Source organism: Pedobacter sp. D749 (assembly GCF_019317285.1).
In the GTDB taxonomy this organism is placed as follows: domain Bacteria; phylum Bacteroidota; class Bacteroidia; order Sphingobacteriales; family Sphingobacteriaceae; genus Pedobacter.
Map to the genome: position 1 here is coordinate 2,737,913 of NZ_CP079218.1, position 15,796 is coordinate 2,753,708.

The window sequence follows — 15,796 nt, forward strand, 5'->3', positions numbered from 1 at the left end:
CTAAATATCATCATTAATATAAGATTTTGGCCACATATTATACCATCTTATCCTATTGAACATCTAAAACATCAACTGCCAGTCCTTTGGTTTCTGTGGCGGTTAAGCGCACTTGGTAACTTCCGGCATTAATCATGCTTCCGGTATTGGTGTTCAGGTAATTCCATTTCCCCTCTTTGGTAGGCGAAAATTCTGCCATTTCTGTTTTCATTAAGGTTCCATCTGCCGATAAAAACTCCAGTTTAGCTTTCAATGGCTGATTGGAAGGGTTATGGTATTTAATGGTTAAGGAATAGGTATCGGCAACGCCAACTGAAATATTCCAGGTGAGACTCCCCTGGTTGGCAGCATTAAAAATTACACGCTGTTTGTTCATTAATACTGCTTTTGTAATATCTTTTCCCTCTAAAATGCCGTCGGTAGCTTTGTAGCTCGTGGTTGTTTTTAAATCGTAAGCAGGTTGTAAATGGGTAATGGGCGACACAAAAACGCTGGCCACCCTACTATCAAAAATTATTCTTTCGTTGGGGATAAGTCTTTTGCGGTAAAGATCAAACATTTCATCATTACTGTTGCTTAAAGTGGTTTTGGTATTTTCAAATCCCTGCGGAACGCTGCTGCTTTTATTCAGTGCAATAAAGGCATCAACACTATCAGTAGCGGTAAATCCGATGCTTTCCTGTCCACGGGTGGCCTTAAGCCATTCTGCACCGTATAAATTTGAAGGCAAACTGACAAATGTTGTTTTTTCACCCTTAAATTGTGCTTCACCAATATCCAGCCAACTCTTTAATCCAGCATTTTCAATCTTGGTTAAGAGCGAATTGCTTGCTGGTGCAGGTTTAATACTTTCATCTAAACTGGCTATGGCAATGCCCGAAATCACCGCCTGCCCCACTTTCACCTCAGGGAAATTAATATCCAAAAAGCCACCTTTGATTGAAGTTTTGATTGTTTTCTTCAATAATGTATTGCTGCCGGCTTCTTTCCAGATATCTAAATCTTTAACAACTGTTTTACCGTTAAATGCCACATCAAATAAACGCATGGCTTTGGCATCAAAACTACCACCAATTCCCAGCCAGGGTTCAATAAAATAAAGTTCAACCAAATATTCTCCATCCGGCAATGGAAAGTGATATTTTAACTGGTCTCTGCCATATCTGAAATTTTGAAAAAGCTTCCAATCTTTAGTACCATTAATCGGTTGAAAAGTACGGCGTTGACTGGCGAAAAAATCGGGTATACCCGGAAAATTAGCCGTCCATGAGGTAGAACCAAAACGGTCAGCAGAAGTTAAATTCCGATCGGCGGACCATTGATTGCCGTTCACATCGGTATAATCGCCTCCTCCACAGTTTAAACGATAAACATAGTGATAACCATTTTCAGGACTGATTATTTTCTTATCGGTAACCAACAGATTGAAATTAGGGCTTTGTGGCAAGTTCTGTAAAATGATCTGATCTTTAGCTAAAGGTTTCCCGTCAACATAACCTATAGCATACAAAACGTTATACTGAATATTCGGCTTATCCCATTGGAAATGCGTACCAATTGCCCCACGTTTTTTCTTGCCTAATGACTGCCCGTTTACATCATTAAAAAGTTCTACTTCATCACAGTTAGAATACACCACTACACTATCTTTGATGCCAGGTTTTATCCAACGGTTTGGCCAGGTGTGCGAAACAATATAAACCATAGGTTCAGTTTGTTTTAGTGTATAATTGGCCCTGAACATGTAAAAAACATCTGTGGGTTCTTCCCAAGGGGTAAACATGCCTTTGTAGTTTACCGGACCAATGCGATCTAAATCACGCAGACCTTCCCCACCCTGAACCCGACCTGGATTATCGTGAGAGCTATACAACCAGAAAAAATGACCCGCGGTTTTATCTTTTACTGATTCGGCCAGGCGCACCTTGGTTTCCATTAAATCTGTCATTTTATTTTCCGTGTACCCTTTTCCATTGGCATCAGTTGTATGAAGATCAACGGTTCTCCAGGCGCCATATTCTCCCACTAAAACCTGTCTTTGTAGGTCTTCACCATAGGTTAACGGATTGCCTCCATAGGTACCTGTCCAGTTTTGGGGTACATCCCAATCGGTTCCTTTACCGCCATTACAGGTCGTTACTTTTCTTTGTGAAGAAGCGGTTGGATCCAGTTTCCGAATCAATTCGGTACATTCTCTTGCGAAATCTTCGGGCAGCGTACTTTCATTTTCCAATCCCCATAACACTACCGCAGGACTGTTCCTTCTTTCTTTTATCCAGTCCGTTAAAAGGGCTTTAAAATTCTTCCTGAATTCGGGCGTATCGTACCAGATGTGCGCCGCCATTTGCGTCCAGCACAAAATCCCCTCCTTGTCCCAATAATCAGAATACAATAAATTGTGTGGCTGATGTGCATCTCGGAAGGCATTAAAACCTGCTGCTTTAATCTGCATCACCCTCGACCTGATCTGTTCCTTACTAAAAGCATGGCTCTGTCCGATTAAATGCTCATATTCTGCTATTCCGTTAATAAAAACAGGCTTTCCGTTTAATAAAAATTGCTTCTGATTGGCGTGATCGCCTGTAGGCAAGCTGATCCAACGGATGCCGTAAGGTGTTTTAAGTTCATCTACAATTTTTCCATTCTCAATGATGGTGGTTTGCAGCGTATAGAGATATGGGCTTTCCAGAGACCAAAGTTTTGGATTGATGATTTTGTCGGTTTGCTGATTGATCTGGATTTCCTTCCCTGCGGGAACAATCAGCGTTTTTTTAATTTCCTTAACTAGCTTTCCGCCTGAATCAAACAACCGGTTAATTACCAATACATTTTTTAGCTTTAAAGCATAGTTTTTAATGCTTGTACTCAGGTTTAATACTGCGGCTTTTTCAGAAATTTTGTTGTCGTTCCAGATGTGGATACCAAATGGTTCAACACGGATATCACTGGTCACAATTAAATGCACCGGACGGAAAATTCCCATGGGCTGCGAACCTTCTGAAAAGCCGCGTTCTGTTGAACAACCGCCATCTACCCAGGGTAAATCCTGAATGTTTGCAGGATGATCGGCACGAACGGCCAAAATATTCTCCTGATTATTCAATTTAATTGCAGCAGTAACATCCAAAGTAAAAGTGGTTCTGCCACCCGCATGATAGCCTACTTTTTTACCATTTAACCAGACAGTTGCATAAGAACCCACGCCTTCAAAATATAAAAAGAAACATTTACCTGTCTTTACAGCATTGATTTTAAAGGTTTTGTGATACCAGGCGTATCCATGTTTGTTACCGTGCATTTTCCGTTGATAGCCTTCATATTGATCCCAGTTGTGTGGAACATTAACTTTTTTCCAGCCTGTAGTTTTAAAATTGGCCTGCTGAAAGCCATCATAAGTATTTTCGCTTTTTTCATTGGCAATGCTGAGCCAATTGGAGTTTAAGGAAATATCTTTTCTGGTTGAACTTTGGGCATGAACGAAATTGATCCCCAGCAAGAAAATAGCGCAAAAAGATAGTAAAAGTTTCCGTGTAAGATTTGAGTAGGTTATCGGTTCGTGGAGACACGAACCAAGGCACCGCAAAAGGTTTCTTCCGAAGTTTTGTAAGGTGGTGAGGTGGCAAACTTCAGAAGTATTTACTGAACTACATGCTAAGACTGACGAAATCTTCTCCCGCTCAGCCATTTTAGATTTCGTAAGTTGATTCATCGCTCTTTCAAATCTCCATTCAGTTTATAAGTTTCGCCCATTTTGGTTTCAAAACTTATCTTGTTGTTTTTATAATGAACTTTACAATTCCCCCCAGTTTTAGATTTTATGGTAATTGAGGTCAATAGGCCATTTTTCCATGTCAAATTCAGTTCAAATCCACCGCGTGCCTGTAAACCTTTAATTTCTCCATTTGGAATAGCTGCTGGCAAGGCTGGTAAAATATCCAGATAACCTTGATGGCTCTGCACAATCATTTCAGCAATTCCGGCTGCGCCGCCAAAGTTTCCATCAATCTGGAAAGGCGGATGCGCATCGAAAAGGTTTACATAAGAACCTGCACCATTATGGGCTGGTTTCATTAACATTTTGATCAGTTTCATGGCATGGTCGCCATCCTTAAACCGTGCCCAGAAATTTATTTTCCAGGCTAAACTCCAGCCCGTAGCATCATCTCCCCTATATAGCAGCGATTGCTTTGCCGCTTGCATCATCTTTTCGTTGTTGTCCCAGGTAATGTCATTTCCAGGATAAACACCCCATAAATGAGAAACGTGACGGTGTTTATTGGTCGTATCATCTTTATCTTCCAGCCATTCCTGCAGTTGGCCGTATTTCCCGATTTGGTTTGGTGCAATTTGTTTTACCTTTTCTGTCAGGGATTTCCTGAAATCTTCATCAACATTTAACACCTCGCTAGCAGCGATACAATTTTTAAAAAGAGATCGAATAATCTGATGATCCATCGTCGGGCCAGCTACTAAACCACCATTTTCCGGCGAATTGGATGGTGTACTGATCAACCAGCCTGTTTTTGGATCTTTCACTAAAAAATCCTCAAAAAATAGAGCGGCCTGTTTCATTAAGGGATAGGCCTCTGTCTCCAGGAATTTACGGTCTTTACTAAATTGATAATGTTCCCACAAATGCTGACTTAGCCAAGCACCACCACTTACCCAAATACCATGATCGGAAGCATTAATCGGAGCTGTAGCGTTCCATAAATCAGTATTGTGGTGTAACACCCAGCCACGGGCATTATAATATGCTTTTGCCGTTTCAGCACCAGTTTTTGATAGTCCTTTAATTTTACTAAAAAGCGGTTCGTTTAAGGCTGATAAATTGAGGATTTCGGTGGGCCAATAGTTCATTTCGAGGTTAATATTTGTGGTATACTTACTTCCCCAGGGTGGTGTGAGCAGGTCGTTCCAAATCCCTTGAAGATTAGCGGGCTGTGTTCCTGGCCTGGAACTCGAAATCAATAAATACCGACCATATTGCATATAAAGCGCCGCAAATGCAGGATCATTAGCGCTCGCAAATTTTTCCAATCTTTCATCTGTCGGCAGGTTTTCATTCTCAGAATGTCCAAAATCAACGCTAAAGTTGTTATAGGTTTGATATTCTTTAATGTGGTTCTGTTTAATTTCGGTGTATGCTTTACCTTTTAAACCATTAAGTGCTTTAACATTGGCCGTTACCGGATTTCCTGAAACATCCTGTGCATTAATAAAATTAGTACCTGCAGTTAAATAAAGTGTTACTTCATCTGCCTGATTGATACTGATTTTTCCATTTGCGATTTTTAAATTGCCTTTTTTAATAATGGCTGTTAACCTGCTTTCTCCTTTTAATACACCATTTTTAACCGCCACAGTCAAAGCCAGCGTATGGTTATCCAGTTTTTTAACAGCCGACTTGCGGTGAGGGCTCGATAATTCGGCATCAAAACTGATGGCTTTAGATTTATCGGCAGTTAAATGAATGACTATAGCCTGATTAGGCTGGCTGGCAAAATATTCGCGCTGATAATTTATCCCATTGCTGGTAAAGGTAGTTTTAGCAATAGCAGTGCTGATATCAAGTGAGCGTTTATAATTGCTCACCAGTGATTTGTTAAGTTTAAAGTATAAGTTCAGGTCGCCAAACGGTTGGTAACTTTCTTGATATTGAGGAACGGCAGGCGGATCTTCATCCTGGATTTTATATTTCCACGCTTTAACCAATGAAATGCCCTGCTCAACACTGCTGCCCACAGGGTAAATGCCTATTTTTTTTGAAGTATCCTTATAACCTGCCAAACCGCCTTTATCGAAATAGTTGAGTACCTGTATAGCGATCACATTTCTGCCTTTTTTAATCAATTTTGAAGGAATGGTGTATTTTCTAGGCTCCGTATTATCGGTATTGCCAGCTAGCTGGCCATTGATATAAGTGAAATCCTGGTCGCGGATGCGGTTAAGATCGAATACCAGATCTTTTCCAATCCAATTTTCGGGAACATCAAAACTTGTTCTAAACCAAACTGCACCGTCTAAATTGGCTAAACCCACAGTCTCCCAGCCATCAAAAGCAGGTACTTTAATGCTTTTCCAAAGTTTATCATCGAAACTGGCTAACGCAGGGTTGCCCTGAATACCCTTCCCGTTTTTCATTTGGTTTACCCAGGCATTCCTGTCGCCTGGTTCGCTTTGCAGTCCCATAAATTCTGCCTGAGCAAGGGTTTCGGCTTCTTTTTGTTTGCCTTCGAAAAGCAATTGTCTAATATCGTTTAAATATTTAAAGGCTCCTTTGCGATTGTAATCCCTTGGTTTTCCTGTCCATAAAGTTTCTTCGTTAAACTGGATATGATCAACCATTGTGCCTGCAAAAATCATAGCGCCGATGCGTCCGTTACCAACCGGTAAAGCATCTGTCCATTTTTCTGCGGGTTTGGTGTACCACAAAGTATGGTTGTTTTGTTGCGCAAAACTGTCGCTGTATGCAACCAATGTCAAAGATAAAATGCCTAAAAAAAGTTTAAACCTCATGTTACTGTCCTTTATCACCCGAAATAATTTCGATGTTTGTTGTTACTTCTTTTTCCTTTTTAATGGCTTGCTTAACCCTTCTGAAATTATTATTTCCAAGGTATATGTTTTTGGTTTCTGCCCCACTTAATTTCAAATAGGTAACGGTTTCTTTTACAGGAAAAGCGTTGTACAGAAACAGATCAGATACATTTGTAAGATCAGTTACTGCTGAATTTGCTAACGGTTTATTACTTTTAAAGCCATCAATAATTAGATTATTCACTTTTAATACTTTTAATGAAGGGCCTAACTCCGTATTTACCATTACATTATGAAACTCGATATTACTGGAATTTTGAATGTAAAAACCGGTATTAGCTTCCATATTGATGTCGTTAAAAGTGATATTACTGATGGGCATTTCTTCTAAACCATTTAAATAGCCTGCCTGGTTAACCTGACCGGTGATATTGCTGAAATGGATATTTCTAAAAACAGGCGTTCGATCAGAAACAGGTTCTACATTGGTTTTTGCATACTGCATATCCAATATGATAGCCTGATCTTTAATGTTTTTCATGATAATATTGCTCACCCTGATTTCTTCAACCACACCGCCTCTGCCACGGGCAGTTTTGATGCGGATTCCCCGATCTGTTCCATCAAAGACGCAATTCGAGATGGCTATTTTGCGCACATCGCCCGACATTTCGCTGCCAATAACCACTCCTCCATGACCGGATAACATCGTACAATTTGTAATCACATAATTTTCTGCCGGAACTGCCATTTTTCGCCCGGGTGCATCCTTGCCCGATTTGATGGTGATGCAATCGTCGCCCACACTGATGTGGCAATCTGAAATGTGCACATTTTTACAAGATTCAGGATTAATCCCATCTGTATTCGGCGAATGGGGATTGTTGATGGTAACCGCATGAACTTTTACATTTTCGCAAAACTCAGGATTTATGGTCCAGAAAGGAGAATTGCGAATCGTAATGCCATCAATCAATACGTTTTTGCAAAACATAGGCTGTATAAACGGCGGACGGAGAAACCCTCTTTTCATCTGCTTAGGATCATCTGGCAGAACAATATCTTTATTTAAGTTATCAAAAGTAATCTGCCATTTCGATCGTGGTTGTCCTTCTTTATAACCTTCTACAAAATCCCACCACTTTTTACCATGCCCGTCAATAATCCCCCTACCAATAATGGAGATATTTTCTACTTTATAGGCGTAAAACAAAGGTGAAAAACTGGTTACATCTACGCCCTCGTAGCGGCTTTTCACCATCGGTAAATAATCGTCAAAATTATCGCTGAAATGTAATTCGGCACCGGCATCAATCAATATGGTGATGTTGCTTTTTAAGTGAATTGCTCCGGTTAAATATTTTCCGGCAGGAAAATAAACGGTGCCGCCACCTGCTTTTGATGCGGCTTCTATCGCATTTCTAATGGCGGTTGTGGCCAGTTTACTGCTATCGTTTTTTGCACCGTATTTAATTACGTTATAGTAAGATTGGGCTTTAACGGATAAACAAGTAGTTACTACAAGTATAAAAAGTAAGGTTTTGAAAATATATTTCATTGTTTTTTATTATAGTTCGGTTCGTGGAGACACGAACCGAGGCATTTAATTTATTCGTAAAATCCTCGTCCTCGTTTGCAACGAGGATGAATGAGGTTAGCGATTGTATCGCTTTTTTATACGCCTTGGTTAGTGTCTCCACGAACCATAAACATTTACTTCGGTCTGTGAGGACACAGACCGAGGATAAGCGCATGATTTAATCCATCCTAACCTTTAAAGGCTTCAAATCTTTGCCTTTATAAATTTCTTTACCATCAACAAACACCAGTAACCCCTTACCCCTGTTATATTTTGTCCCTGTTTTGTCCCATAAAACCGTCACTATTTTACCATGATAGGAAACATTATCCAGTATAAACCAATCCCACTGATTTTTGGGAATTAATGGAGAAATTTCGAGCACATTATCCTGACGTGGCTTTATACCAATCAGGTCATTGATAATTAAATCATTAAAGGTAGAGTGATTATAAAAACTGCTTCGTGGATTATCTCCTTTTAACCATTCCCCGGTTTTTTCGTCCTGGTATTCCCCTATGTATGGCTTTCCATTTTTGACATGGGATGCTGCATATTGATGCAATTCCTGATAAAAGATATTTGCATTCATTTTACCATGCTTTTTATAATTCGTGAGCAGATTTGCCAATCCTTTTAATGTCTGCGAGCTGGCGAAAGGCCAAAGTGCTCCATCCCATTCACAGCTATGTCCTGTTCCTCTTGTTCTAAACGTTGGGTTTCTCCTTTCGGCTGTGGTTAATCCCCATGGTGCTTTAAATCCGGCAGTATCCAATAACTGGTTCCAGGCTTTTGCATAATTGGCCTTATCGTCGGGTAAATTAAAATCCCAGGGCGTAAAACCGATGGCTTCCCGTACATCAGCTGAACCGCCTTTGGCTTTTCTGGTTTCAAAAAATGAAGCAGAAGCATTCCACAAACTATCCTGAACCAGTTTTTTAAGCGCAATGGCTTTATTTTTATACTTACTCGCAAGCACGCCATCACCTAAAAGTGTAGCAATTTTATCTAAAGCCATGGCGTTGCCATACATGTAACTGTTTATTGTTGGTCGCTGGTTCTGGTCTTTGCGTGATCCGCTGATTGATTCTTCCATGCCATCCTTCACATCATGCTGCCAGAACAACCCATTTTTAAGCTGTCGTTGCGATTCCCATTTTTCGTAATCTTTATCCAGTGCAGGCAAAATTTCTTTCAAAAATCCCTGATCGGGTTTCACCAAATAGTTTTGATACACCGCATCATCCACCCAGCTGCTAAATTGATGAAAACGCTGCTTGCTTTGCCCCACATCAGCATGATAAAGCCAGAATTTGATATAATCTTTCAGGTAACTGTTGTCTTTTAGCCACCTGCCTTCGTAAATGTGGTGACCTAATGCACAACTGATGGAATTGTATTTGCCTGCATGTTTAACCGGTTCAATAAACTCGGTAAAAATGAAACCTTCTGGCGTTTTAACCAGGTGTTTGCGGTAAGTCCACCAACGGTAATAATAATTCTGTTCCAATACCGAATCGGGACATTCGAATAAAGGAGCCTGATCGGCAAGCCATTCAAAAGCCTCGCTATTTGGAATATAATTCTTTACCGCTTCTGTATCAATTGAATTAAAATATTCAACGTATTTCTTCAATTTTCCTGTTCCCAGGATAAGCTGTTGTTGCGCAAAGCCAGCAATTGTTAATATGGACAATGCTGCCGTGGCTATAAATTTTCGTGTATTTTCCATTATTCGAATAACCAGTCTATATCTTTTCCCCTACCATCTAAACCTGCATTAAAAATGCGTAGTTCCTGTTTATCATCAATAAAACCTAAAACCAAACAGACTCCTTTTCCTAAATTTAATGTATGCGTTCCGGCCGGGAAAGCATAAGCGTGTACATTTACCGGAGGAAAACCATAAGGCACCAGCGCATTCGATATTTTAATTTCGGATTGACCATAATTATTGGCACTTGCATCGGTTTCCAATTGTGGTGGAGCCAGGTATTGCGCGTTTTTCTGGTTAAAAAAGCCAACCAATAATTTAACAGGAGATTTGGTGCTGAACTTTATTTCTGTACCGTTTTTAATTTGTTGTGCTTTGCTCAATTTAATACCCTTTAAACCGCTTAACTGCCCGGCCACTTCTTTGATTTTAACTGTTGTATCCGTAAAAAGCGGAGCATCTTTGGCGATGGTATAATTTTCAGCTTGGTTCAATATCTTAACATCGGCTGTTTTATAGGGTATAATTGCAGCAATTGTTCCTACTTTTATTAATTTTAAAGAATCGATGCTCCTTTTAAAATGATTTAATTCCTTGGTAAAAATGGGTAACATTTCTCTCCAATGGATAAAAGTTTTATCTACACCACGCATCGGTATTTTACGTTGCTTTGTTTGCATACTGTTGGCATACAAATAATGATGATCTGTTAGTTTAACCAGTTCCGAATAGTAATTAACGCTTTTTTGCAGAAAAGGCAAGGCCTGTTCTAAATCGCTTACCTGGTTCGAGTATTTATACCGCAATATCCAAAGCGCTGCTTTTACTTTCTCCGCATAAAAATTGGCCATGGCATCATAACAATAAATGTCGTTTTTAAGCCTTTTAAATTCTGCGGTATCTTTTCTTACATTTGGTGCGGCCTGATTAATCGATTGAATAGCTTTTTTGCCGTGTTCAACCACCTCTTTTGCCACCTGAACGGGTGTTTCGCCAATATGTCCCTGCTTCTTCCATTCCTTTTCTGCATAATCAATAATCATTTCACCTTCTGGCGCTTCCGACTCATATAACAAGGTAAAAAGTCCGTATCGGTACGGATTGATCAGTTGTGTCACTAACATACCCAAGGTCAGCGTTTGCCGGTTACCATCGGTAATGCCGTATCTGCGTAAAAGTTTAGGCGATATCTCTCCAGATTCTTCATAGGCATTTAAAATGGCTTTGCCACCAATTAAATTGGTTCCGTATTTATCACTGAGTTCTTTGCCCCAATAATCGATTTCCTGTTTGCGGTCGCGCTGCGAATTCCACGAATACCTCGCCCATTCTTTATACCAGATCCAATCGCGGTCTACCTCTAACAACCTGCCTTTTACTTCATCAGCTGAATACGGCCAGTCCCAATAACTTGCCTGTGGATATAAATGTAATCCCTTGGCGCCATAAATTTTATTCATCGCCTGCACCGATTTCTGGATAAAATCTGCTGAACCATATCTAAATGGTTCAAGATTAGCTAAAATATGCACATTAGAAATGTTAACCGTTCCAATAGCCGCCAACTTTCTGTTCAGATCGGCCCATGCGCCACGCGGCGTATAAGTGGTTAAGGCCTCTCCGTTAAACTTATTTTCAGTATATAAATTATGATAAAGTGGCAATGCGGCTTTCATTACGCTGGGCGCATCTGTATCATGTGCACGCAATACAATCGGAGGCTCTTCTTTAATTCCGGCAGCTTTTAATCCATCTTTTACCCCCGGGATAATGGTTTTGGTAAACCAATCAATATCATCTTGTCCAACGCCTTCCATCGCCTCTCCCAAAGCCACCATTAACCCCACATTTGGATATTTCTCTACAAAACCAGCAATCGATTTTCGGGTGTAATCAGCAATTAAAGGAATAATCGGACGGTTTCTATCCTGTGTTTTTAATCCATATTTAGCGGCAAAAGGTTTTGGGATGATGATATTATAAAACATTTGGATTACCCAAATTCCGCGTTTATCAGCTTCTGTGGTTAAAAACCGAAAAATCTCTTCATTCTTTTTTAATGTAGCATCATCTACCTCTACAGCATAAGGATAATCCTTTAACCTCAATAAAGAAGAAAAGGGATGGCCATTCCACAAATAAAGCGAGTTATAACGGTTCTCGACCATCATATCGAGGTATTTGATCCATAAAGCTTTATCATATAACCAGGGAAAAGTTTCGGGTGTGTATGGATATTCGTAAACATCATGTCCGGGCAGGTAGTCTGGTTTCTGCAAGCCGATACAAGTGCCGCGTAATACCATTTCGGGTTGATCGGACATGGTTAGCTGCAATGGTAATTTACCGTTACTTTTAATTTGATCTGCTAATTCAATACAGCCATACAAGGCACCCGATGCATCGTTACCAATGATATAAATGGCACCATTTTTTGAGGTATAAATATGGAAACCTTCTTTTTTTGTAATGGAGATTTTATTTTTAATTTCTGCAGGAAGATGATTGGCGAAGAGCTTATCGGAAAATATACCGATTGCAATCATATTGCTTACGCTACCGATTTTGTCTTTCTGTTCGATTTTGATCGAATAATTTAATTTAGTTAAAGCTTTTGAAATTCTTTCTGCGCCAAAACCTACGCGAACATGGTGCTCAGTAGAAATAACAATCGTTTTTTGTGCACGCTGCGTTGCATGAGATAATGGTATTGACAAAAAAAAGCAGGAAATAAAAATCAGAAAATTTCTCATTCGATTTGTAGCTTACCACTCTCCTTTTACAGAAAGATGAAATGTGATATCTGGTTAAAATATTATTTAAATATAAAAATAATATTCAAATATAAGTAAATTAGCTTTCTGTGTTTGTAAAATTTATGCAAGGTAAGGCAGTTGGGATGTTACAGGCGGAGTATGACAATATCTGTTAATATTTAGACAAGAAGATAAAATTTTTAACCAACAATATTTATTTTATTTGTATTGTATATTCTAATCAATTATAATTTATAACCATACATGTTTTCATTAAAAAACAAAAGAGCCGTGGTTACAGGCGGAGGAAGCGGCATTGGAAAGGCCATTGCAACCATTTTAGCTAAACAGGGCGCTGAAGTTCACATCATCGAACTGGGAACTGAACAGGCGCAGGATACGATCAATGAAATTAAGGAAAATGGCGGTACAGCATTTAGTTATGCCTGCGATGTTTCTGACCATAAAGCAGTTCATGAGATTTTTAACCAGATCGGGCAGATCAACATCCTGATCAATAATGCAGGCATTGCGCATATCGGAAAGGCTGATACGACTGAAGAAGCCGATTTTGACCGTGTAATGCGCGTAAACGTTAAAGGTGTTTACAACTGTTTGCATGCAGCCATTCCACAGATCCGCTTGGCAGGTGGTGGTGTAATCATCAATATGGCGTCAATTGCTGCTTTGGTGGGCCTACCCGATCGTTTCGTGTATAGTGCGGCAAAAGGTGCAGTGAAAGCCATGACCATGAGTGTGGCCAAAGATTATATCGGCGAAAACATCAGGTGTAATTCCATCTCTCCGGCAAGGGTACACACGCCTTTTGTAGATGGCTTTTTACAGAAAAACTATCCGGATAATATCCCTGAAATGTTCGAAAAGCTTTCTAAAACACAACCTATCGGCCGGATGGCGAAACCGGAAGAAGTAGGCGCGCTGGCTTTATATCTGTGCAGTGATGAAGCTTCTTTTATTACGGGCTGCGATTACCCGATTGATGGTGGATTTACAACCTTAAACAATTAATAACGAAATTTTAAATATAAAATAATGAAATTAATACGATTTGGAGAAGCGGGAGCTGAAAAACCTGGAGTAATCATTAACGATAATTATTTCGATGTTTCTGCACTGGTAAAAGATTATAACGAAGAGTTTTTTGCTGGCGATGGTTTAGAAAAACTTAAAAAAGACATCGAATCTGCAGATTTACCTCAGGTTGATAAAGGTGTACGCCTTGGTCCTGCTTTGGCACGTCCTTCTAAAATTATCTGTGTAGGTTTAAATTACAAAGACCACGCAGCCGAAACCAATGCCCCTATTCCAACCGAGCCGATTTTATTTTTCAAGGCTACTTCGGCAATAGTTGGCCCAAATGACGACCTGATTATCCCAAAAAACAGTAAAAAAACCGATTGGGAAGTAGAATTGGGCATTGTTGTGGGTAAAAAAGCGAGTTATGTTTCTGAAGAAAATGCTTTGGATCACATCGCAGGTTATATATTGCACAACGATTATAGCGAACGTGAGTTTCAGATTGAAAGAAACGGCCAGTGGGTAAAAGGAAAAAGCTGCGATACTTTTGCGCCGATCGGTCCATTTATCGCCACTCAGGATGAAATTGCCGATGTACACAATCTTCGCCTTTGGCTAACCGTAAACGGAAAAACCTTACAGGATGGAAATACTTCGAACCTGATTTTCAATGTTCCTTTTATGATTTCATACATCAGCCAGTTTATGACGCTTTTGCCAGGAGATGTAATTAGTACAGGAACACCAGCCGGCGTTGGATTAGGCCAAAAACCAGAACCCTGGTACTTAAAAGCAGGCGATGTGGTTGAATTGGGTATTGATGGTTTAGGTACCAGCAAACAAACGGCTAAAGCTTACGGCGAAAATTAATATGAAAAGATATTGCCTGGCGCTCGATCTGGTTGACGATGTAAAGCTTATTGAAGAATATAAGCAATACCATCAGTCAGTTTGGCCTGAAATCAAAGAAAGTATCAGCTCCTCTGGCATCGAGAATATGGAGATATATCTCGCTGGTAACCGGCTGTTTATGATTATGGAGGTGAATGAAAGTTTTTCTTTTGAAGCTAAAGGTACGGCCGATTTAGCCAACCCAAAAGTGCAGGAATGGGAAACCCTGATGTGGAAATTCCAGCAGGCTTTGCCTGGAGCTAAACCGGGTGAAAAGTGGATCTTAATGGAGCAGATATTTAAACTTTAATGCCTTTACAACATGATTGATACGCATGTACATTTTTGGAATTTCGATCCGGTTAGAGATAATTGGATTAGCAATGATATGAAAATTATCCGTAAAGATTTTTCTCCGGAGAACCTTATGGAGCCTTATAACCAACTGCATATTACCGGATGTATTGCCGTGCAGGCCAGTCAGTCGGAAGAGGAAAATCATTTTCTCTTAAAGCTGGCAGCGCAAAACGAAATCATAAAAGGCATTGTGGGCTGGGTTGATTTGCTTAATCCCAATCTGGATGAACGTTTAAATTACTGGCAAAATCATAAGACCATTAAAGGCTGGCGACATGTGCTGCAGGCTGAGAACCGTGATTTTATACTTAACCCGGCTTTTATTGCGGGTGTTAAACAGTTAAAAAAATACAATTATACTTACGATCTATTGTGTTACCACAATCAGTTGGAAGCCATTATACAAATGGTTGATCAGATTCCGGATCAGCCATTTGTATTGGACCATTGCGGTAAACCTGATGTAAAAAGTCAGGATTTGAAAGCCTGGACTGAAAACATTAAAACTTTGGCTGCAAACCCCAATGTACAATGTAAAGTGTCAGGTCTTTTAGCCGAAGCCGACTGGCAAAACTGGACGGAGAAAGAATTATTTAACTGCTTCGATGTGATCTTTGAAGCGTTTTGCCCTGAACGCGTCATGTATGGCAGCGACTGGCCGGTAATGCTGATCAGCAGACCTTATGAAGATTGGTTTAATTTAGTTACTAAGTATACAGAACGGTTTTCTTTGGAAGAACGTAAACTGATTTTTAATGATAATGCGAAAGCTTTTTATGGGGTTTAGTTTTATATATGCGCTAACGCTCGTTTCCAACGAGCGTTGAATATTTTATCGTTTGTAACGATATAATCGTTTTGCTATTTATGCACTCGTTTGGAAACGAGCGCAAACAAATTCCAACATAAAACGATCAATAC

At 39.9% G+C, this 15,796-nt stretch carries 9 protein-coding genes; 4 read left to right on the plus strand and 5 right to left on the minus strand.

What is annotated here, in order from left to right; genetic code table 11:
* Positions 1-52: 52 nt before the first annotated feature.
* From KYH19_RS10995 to KYH19_RS11015, 5 genes are all read right to left on the minus strand, one after another.
* Positions 53-3,709, minus strand: coding sequence for a malectin domain-containing carbohydrate-binding protein (locus KYH19_RS10995; RefSeq protein ID WP_255562621.1), 3,657 nt, complete (start codon positions 3,707-3,709; stop codon positions 53-55).
* Positions 3,706-6,519 (minus strand): glycoside hydrolase N-terminal domain-containing protein, encoded by a 2,814-nt coding sequence (locus tag KYH19_RS11000; protein WP_219078726.1) that lies wholly within the window; start codon positions 6,517-6,519, stop codon positions 3,706-3,708. Before KYH19_RS11000 ends, KYH19_RS10995 begins: the two co-directional genes overlap by 4 nt.
* A 1-nt stretch (position 6,520) precedes the next feature.
* Positions 6,521-8,098, minus strand: coding sequence for a glycoside hydrolase family 28 protein (locus KYH19_RS11005; protein WP_219078727.1), 1,578 nt, complete (start codon positions 8,096-8,098; stop codon positions 6,521-6,523).
* 199 nt (positions 8,099-8,297) lie between these two features.
* On the minus strand, positions 8,298-9,851 hold the full coding sequence (locus KYH19_RS11010) for a glycosyl hydrolase family 65 protein (protein ID WP_219078728.1): 1,554 nt from the start codon (positions 9,849-9,851) through the stop codon (positions 8,298-8,300).
* The gene (locus KYH19_RS11015; RefSeq protein ID WP_255562622.1) at positions 9,851-12,550 is read right to left on the minus strand and encodes a hypothetical protein; all 2,700 of its coding nucleotides are present in this window, start codon (positions 12,548-12,550) and stop codon (positions 9,851-9,853) included. Before KYH19_RS11015 ends, KYH19_RS11010 begins: the two co-directional genes overlap by 1 nt.
* 303 nt (positions 12,551-12,853) lie before the next feature.
* Between KYH19_RS11015 and KYH19_RS11020 the strand changes: the two genes are divergently transcribed.
* The 4 genes from KYH19_RS11020 to KYH19_RS11035 are packed head-to-tail and all read left to right on the plus strand — an operon-like array spanning position 12,854 to position 15,662.
* Positions 12,854-13,618: an SDR family NAD(P)-dependent oxidoreductase gene (locus tag KYH19_RS11020; protein WP_219078730.1), complete on the plus strand. Its 765-nt coding sequence runs from the start codon at positions 12,854-12,856 to the stop codon at positions 13,616-13,618.
* Positions 13,619-13,642: 24 nt separating this feature from the next.
* Positions 13,643-14,497 carry a fumarylacetoacetate hydrolase family protein gene (locus KYH19_RS11025; protein WP_219078731.1) on the plus strand — a complete coding sequence of 285 codons (855 nt, stop codon included), beginning with the start codon at positions 13,643-13,645 and terminating at the stop codon, positions 14,495-14,497.
* Between the two features lies 1 nt (position 14,498).
* A complete protein-coding gene (locus KYH19_RS11030; RefSeq protein WP_132396803.1) occupies positions 14,499-14,828 on the plus strand; it encodes an L-rhamnose mutarotase in 330 nt (109 codons plus the stop codon).
* A gap of 12 nt (positions 14,829-14,840) precedes the next feature.
* Entirely contained in the window at positions 14,841-15,662 is an 822-nt protein-coding gene (locus KYH19_RS11035; RefSeq protein ID WP_219078732.1) for an amidohydrolase, read from the plus strand.
* The last annotated feature ends 134 nt before the right edge of the window (positions 15,663-15,796 follow it).

Excerpts from the sequence above, each read along its gene's own strand:
- KYH19_RS11035 (WP_219078732.1), top strand. The coding sequence starts at position 14,841 with ATGATTGATACGCATGTACATTTTTGGAATTTCGATCCGGTTAGAGAT.
- KYH19_RS10995 (WP_255562621.1), bottom strand. The coding sequence starts at position 3,709 with ATGAATCAACTTACGAAATCTAAAATGGCTGAGCGGGAGAAGATTTCG.
- KYH19_RS11020 (WP_219078730.1), top strand. The coding sequence starts at position 12,854 with ATGTTTTCATTAAAAAACAAAAGAGCCGTGGTTACAGGCGGAGGAAGC.
- KYH19_RS11025 (WP_219078731.1), top strand. The coding sequence starts at position 13,643 with ATGAAATTAATACGATTTGGAGAAGCGGGAGCTGAAAAACCTGGAGTA.
- KYH19_RS11010 (WP_219078728.1), bottom strand. The coding sequence starts at position 9,851 with ATGGAAAATACACGAAAATTTATAGCCACGGCAGCATTGTCCATATTA.
- KYH19_RS11030 (WP_132396803.1), top strand. The coding sequence starts at position 14,499 with ATGAAAAGATATTGCCTGGCGCTCGATCTGGTTGACGATGTAAAGCTT.
- KYH19_RS11000 (WP_219078726.1), bottom strand. The coding sequence starts at position 6,519 with ATGAGGTTTAAACTTTTTTTAGGCATTTTATCTTTGACATTGGTTGCA.
- KYH19_RS11005 (WP_219078727.1), bottom strand. The coding sequence starts at position 8,098 with ATGAAATATATTTTCAAAACCTTACTTTTTATACTTGTAGTAACTACT.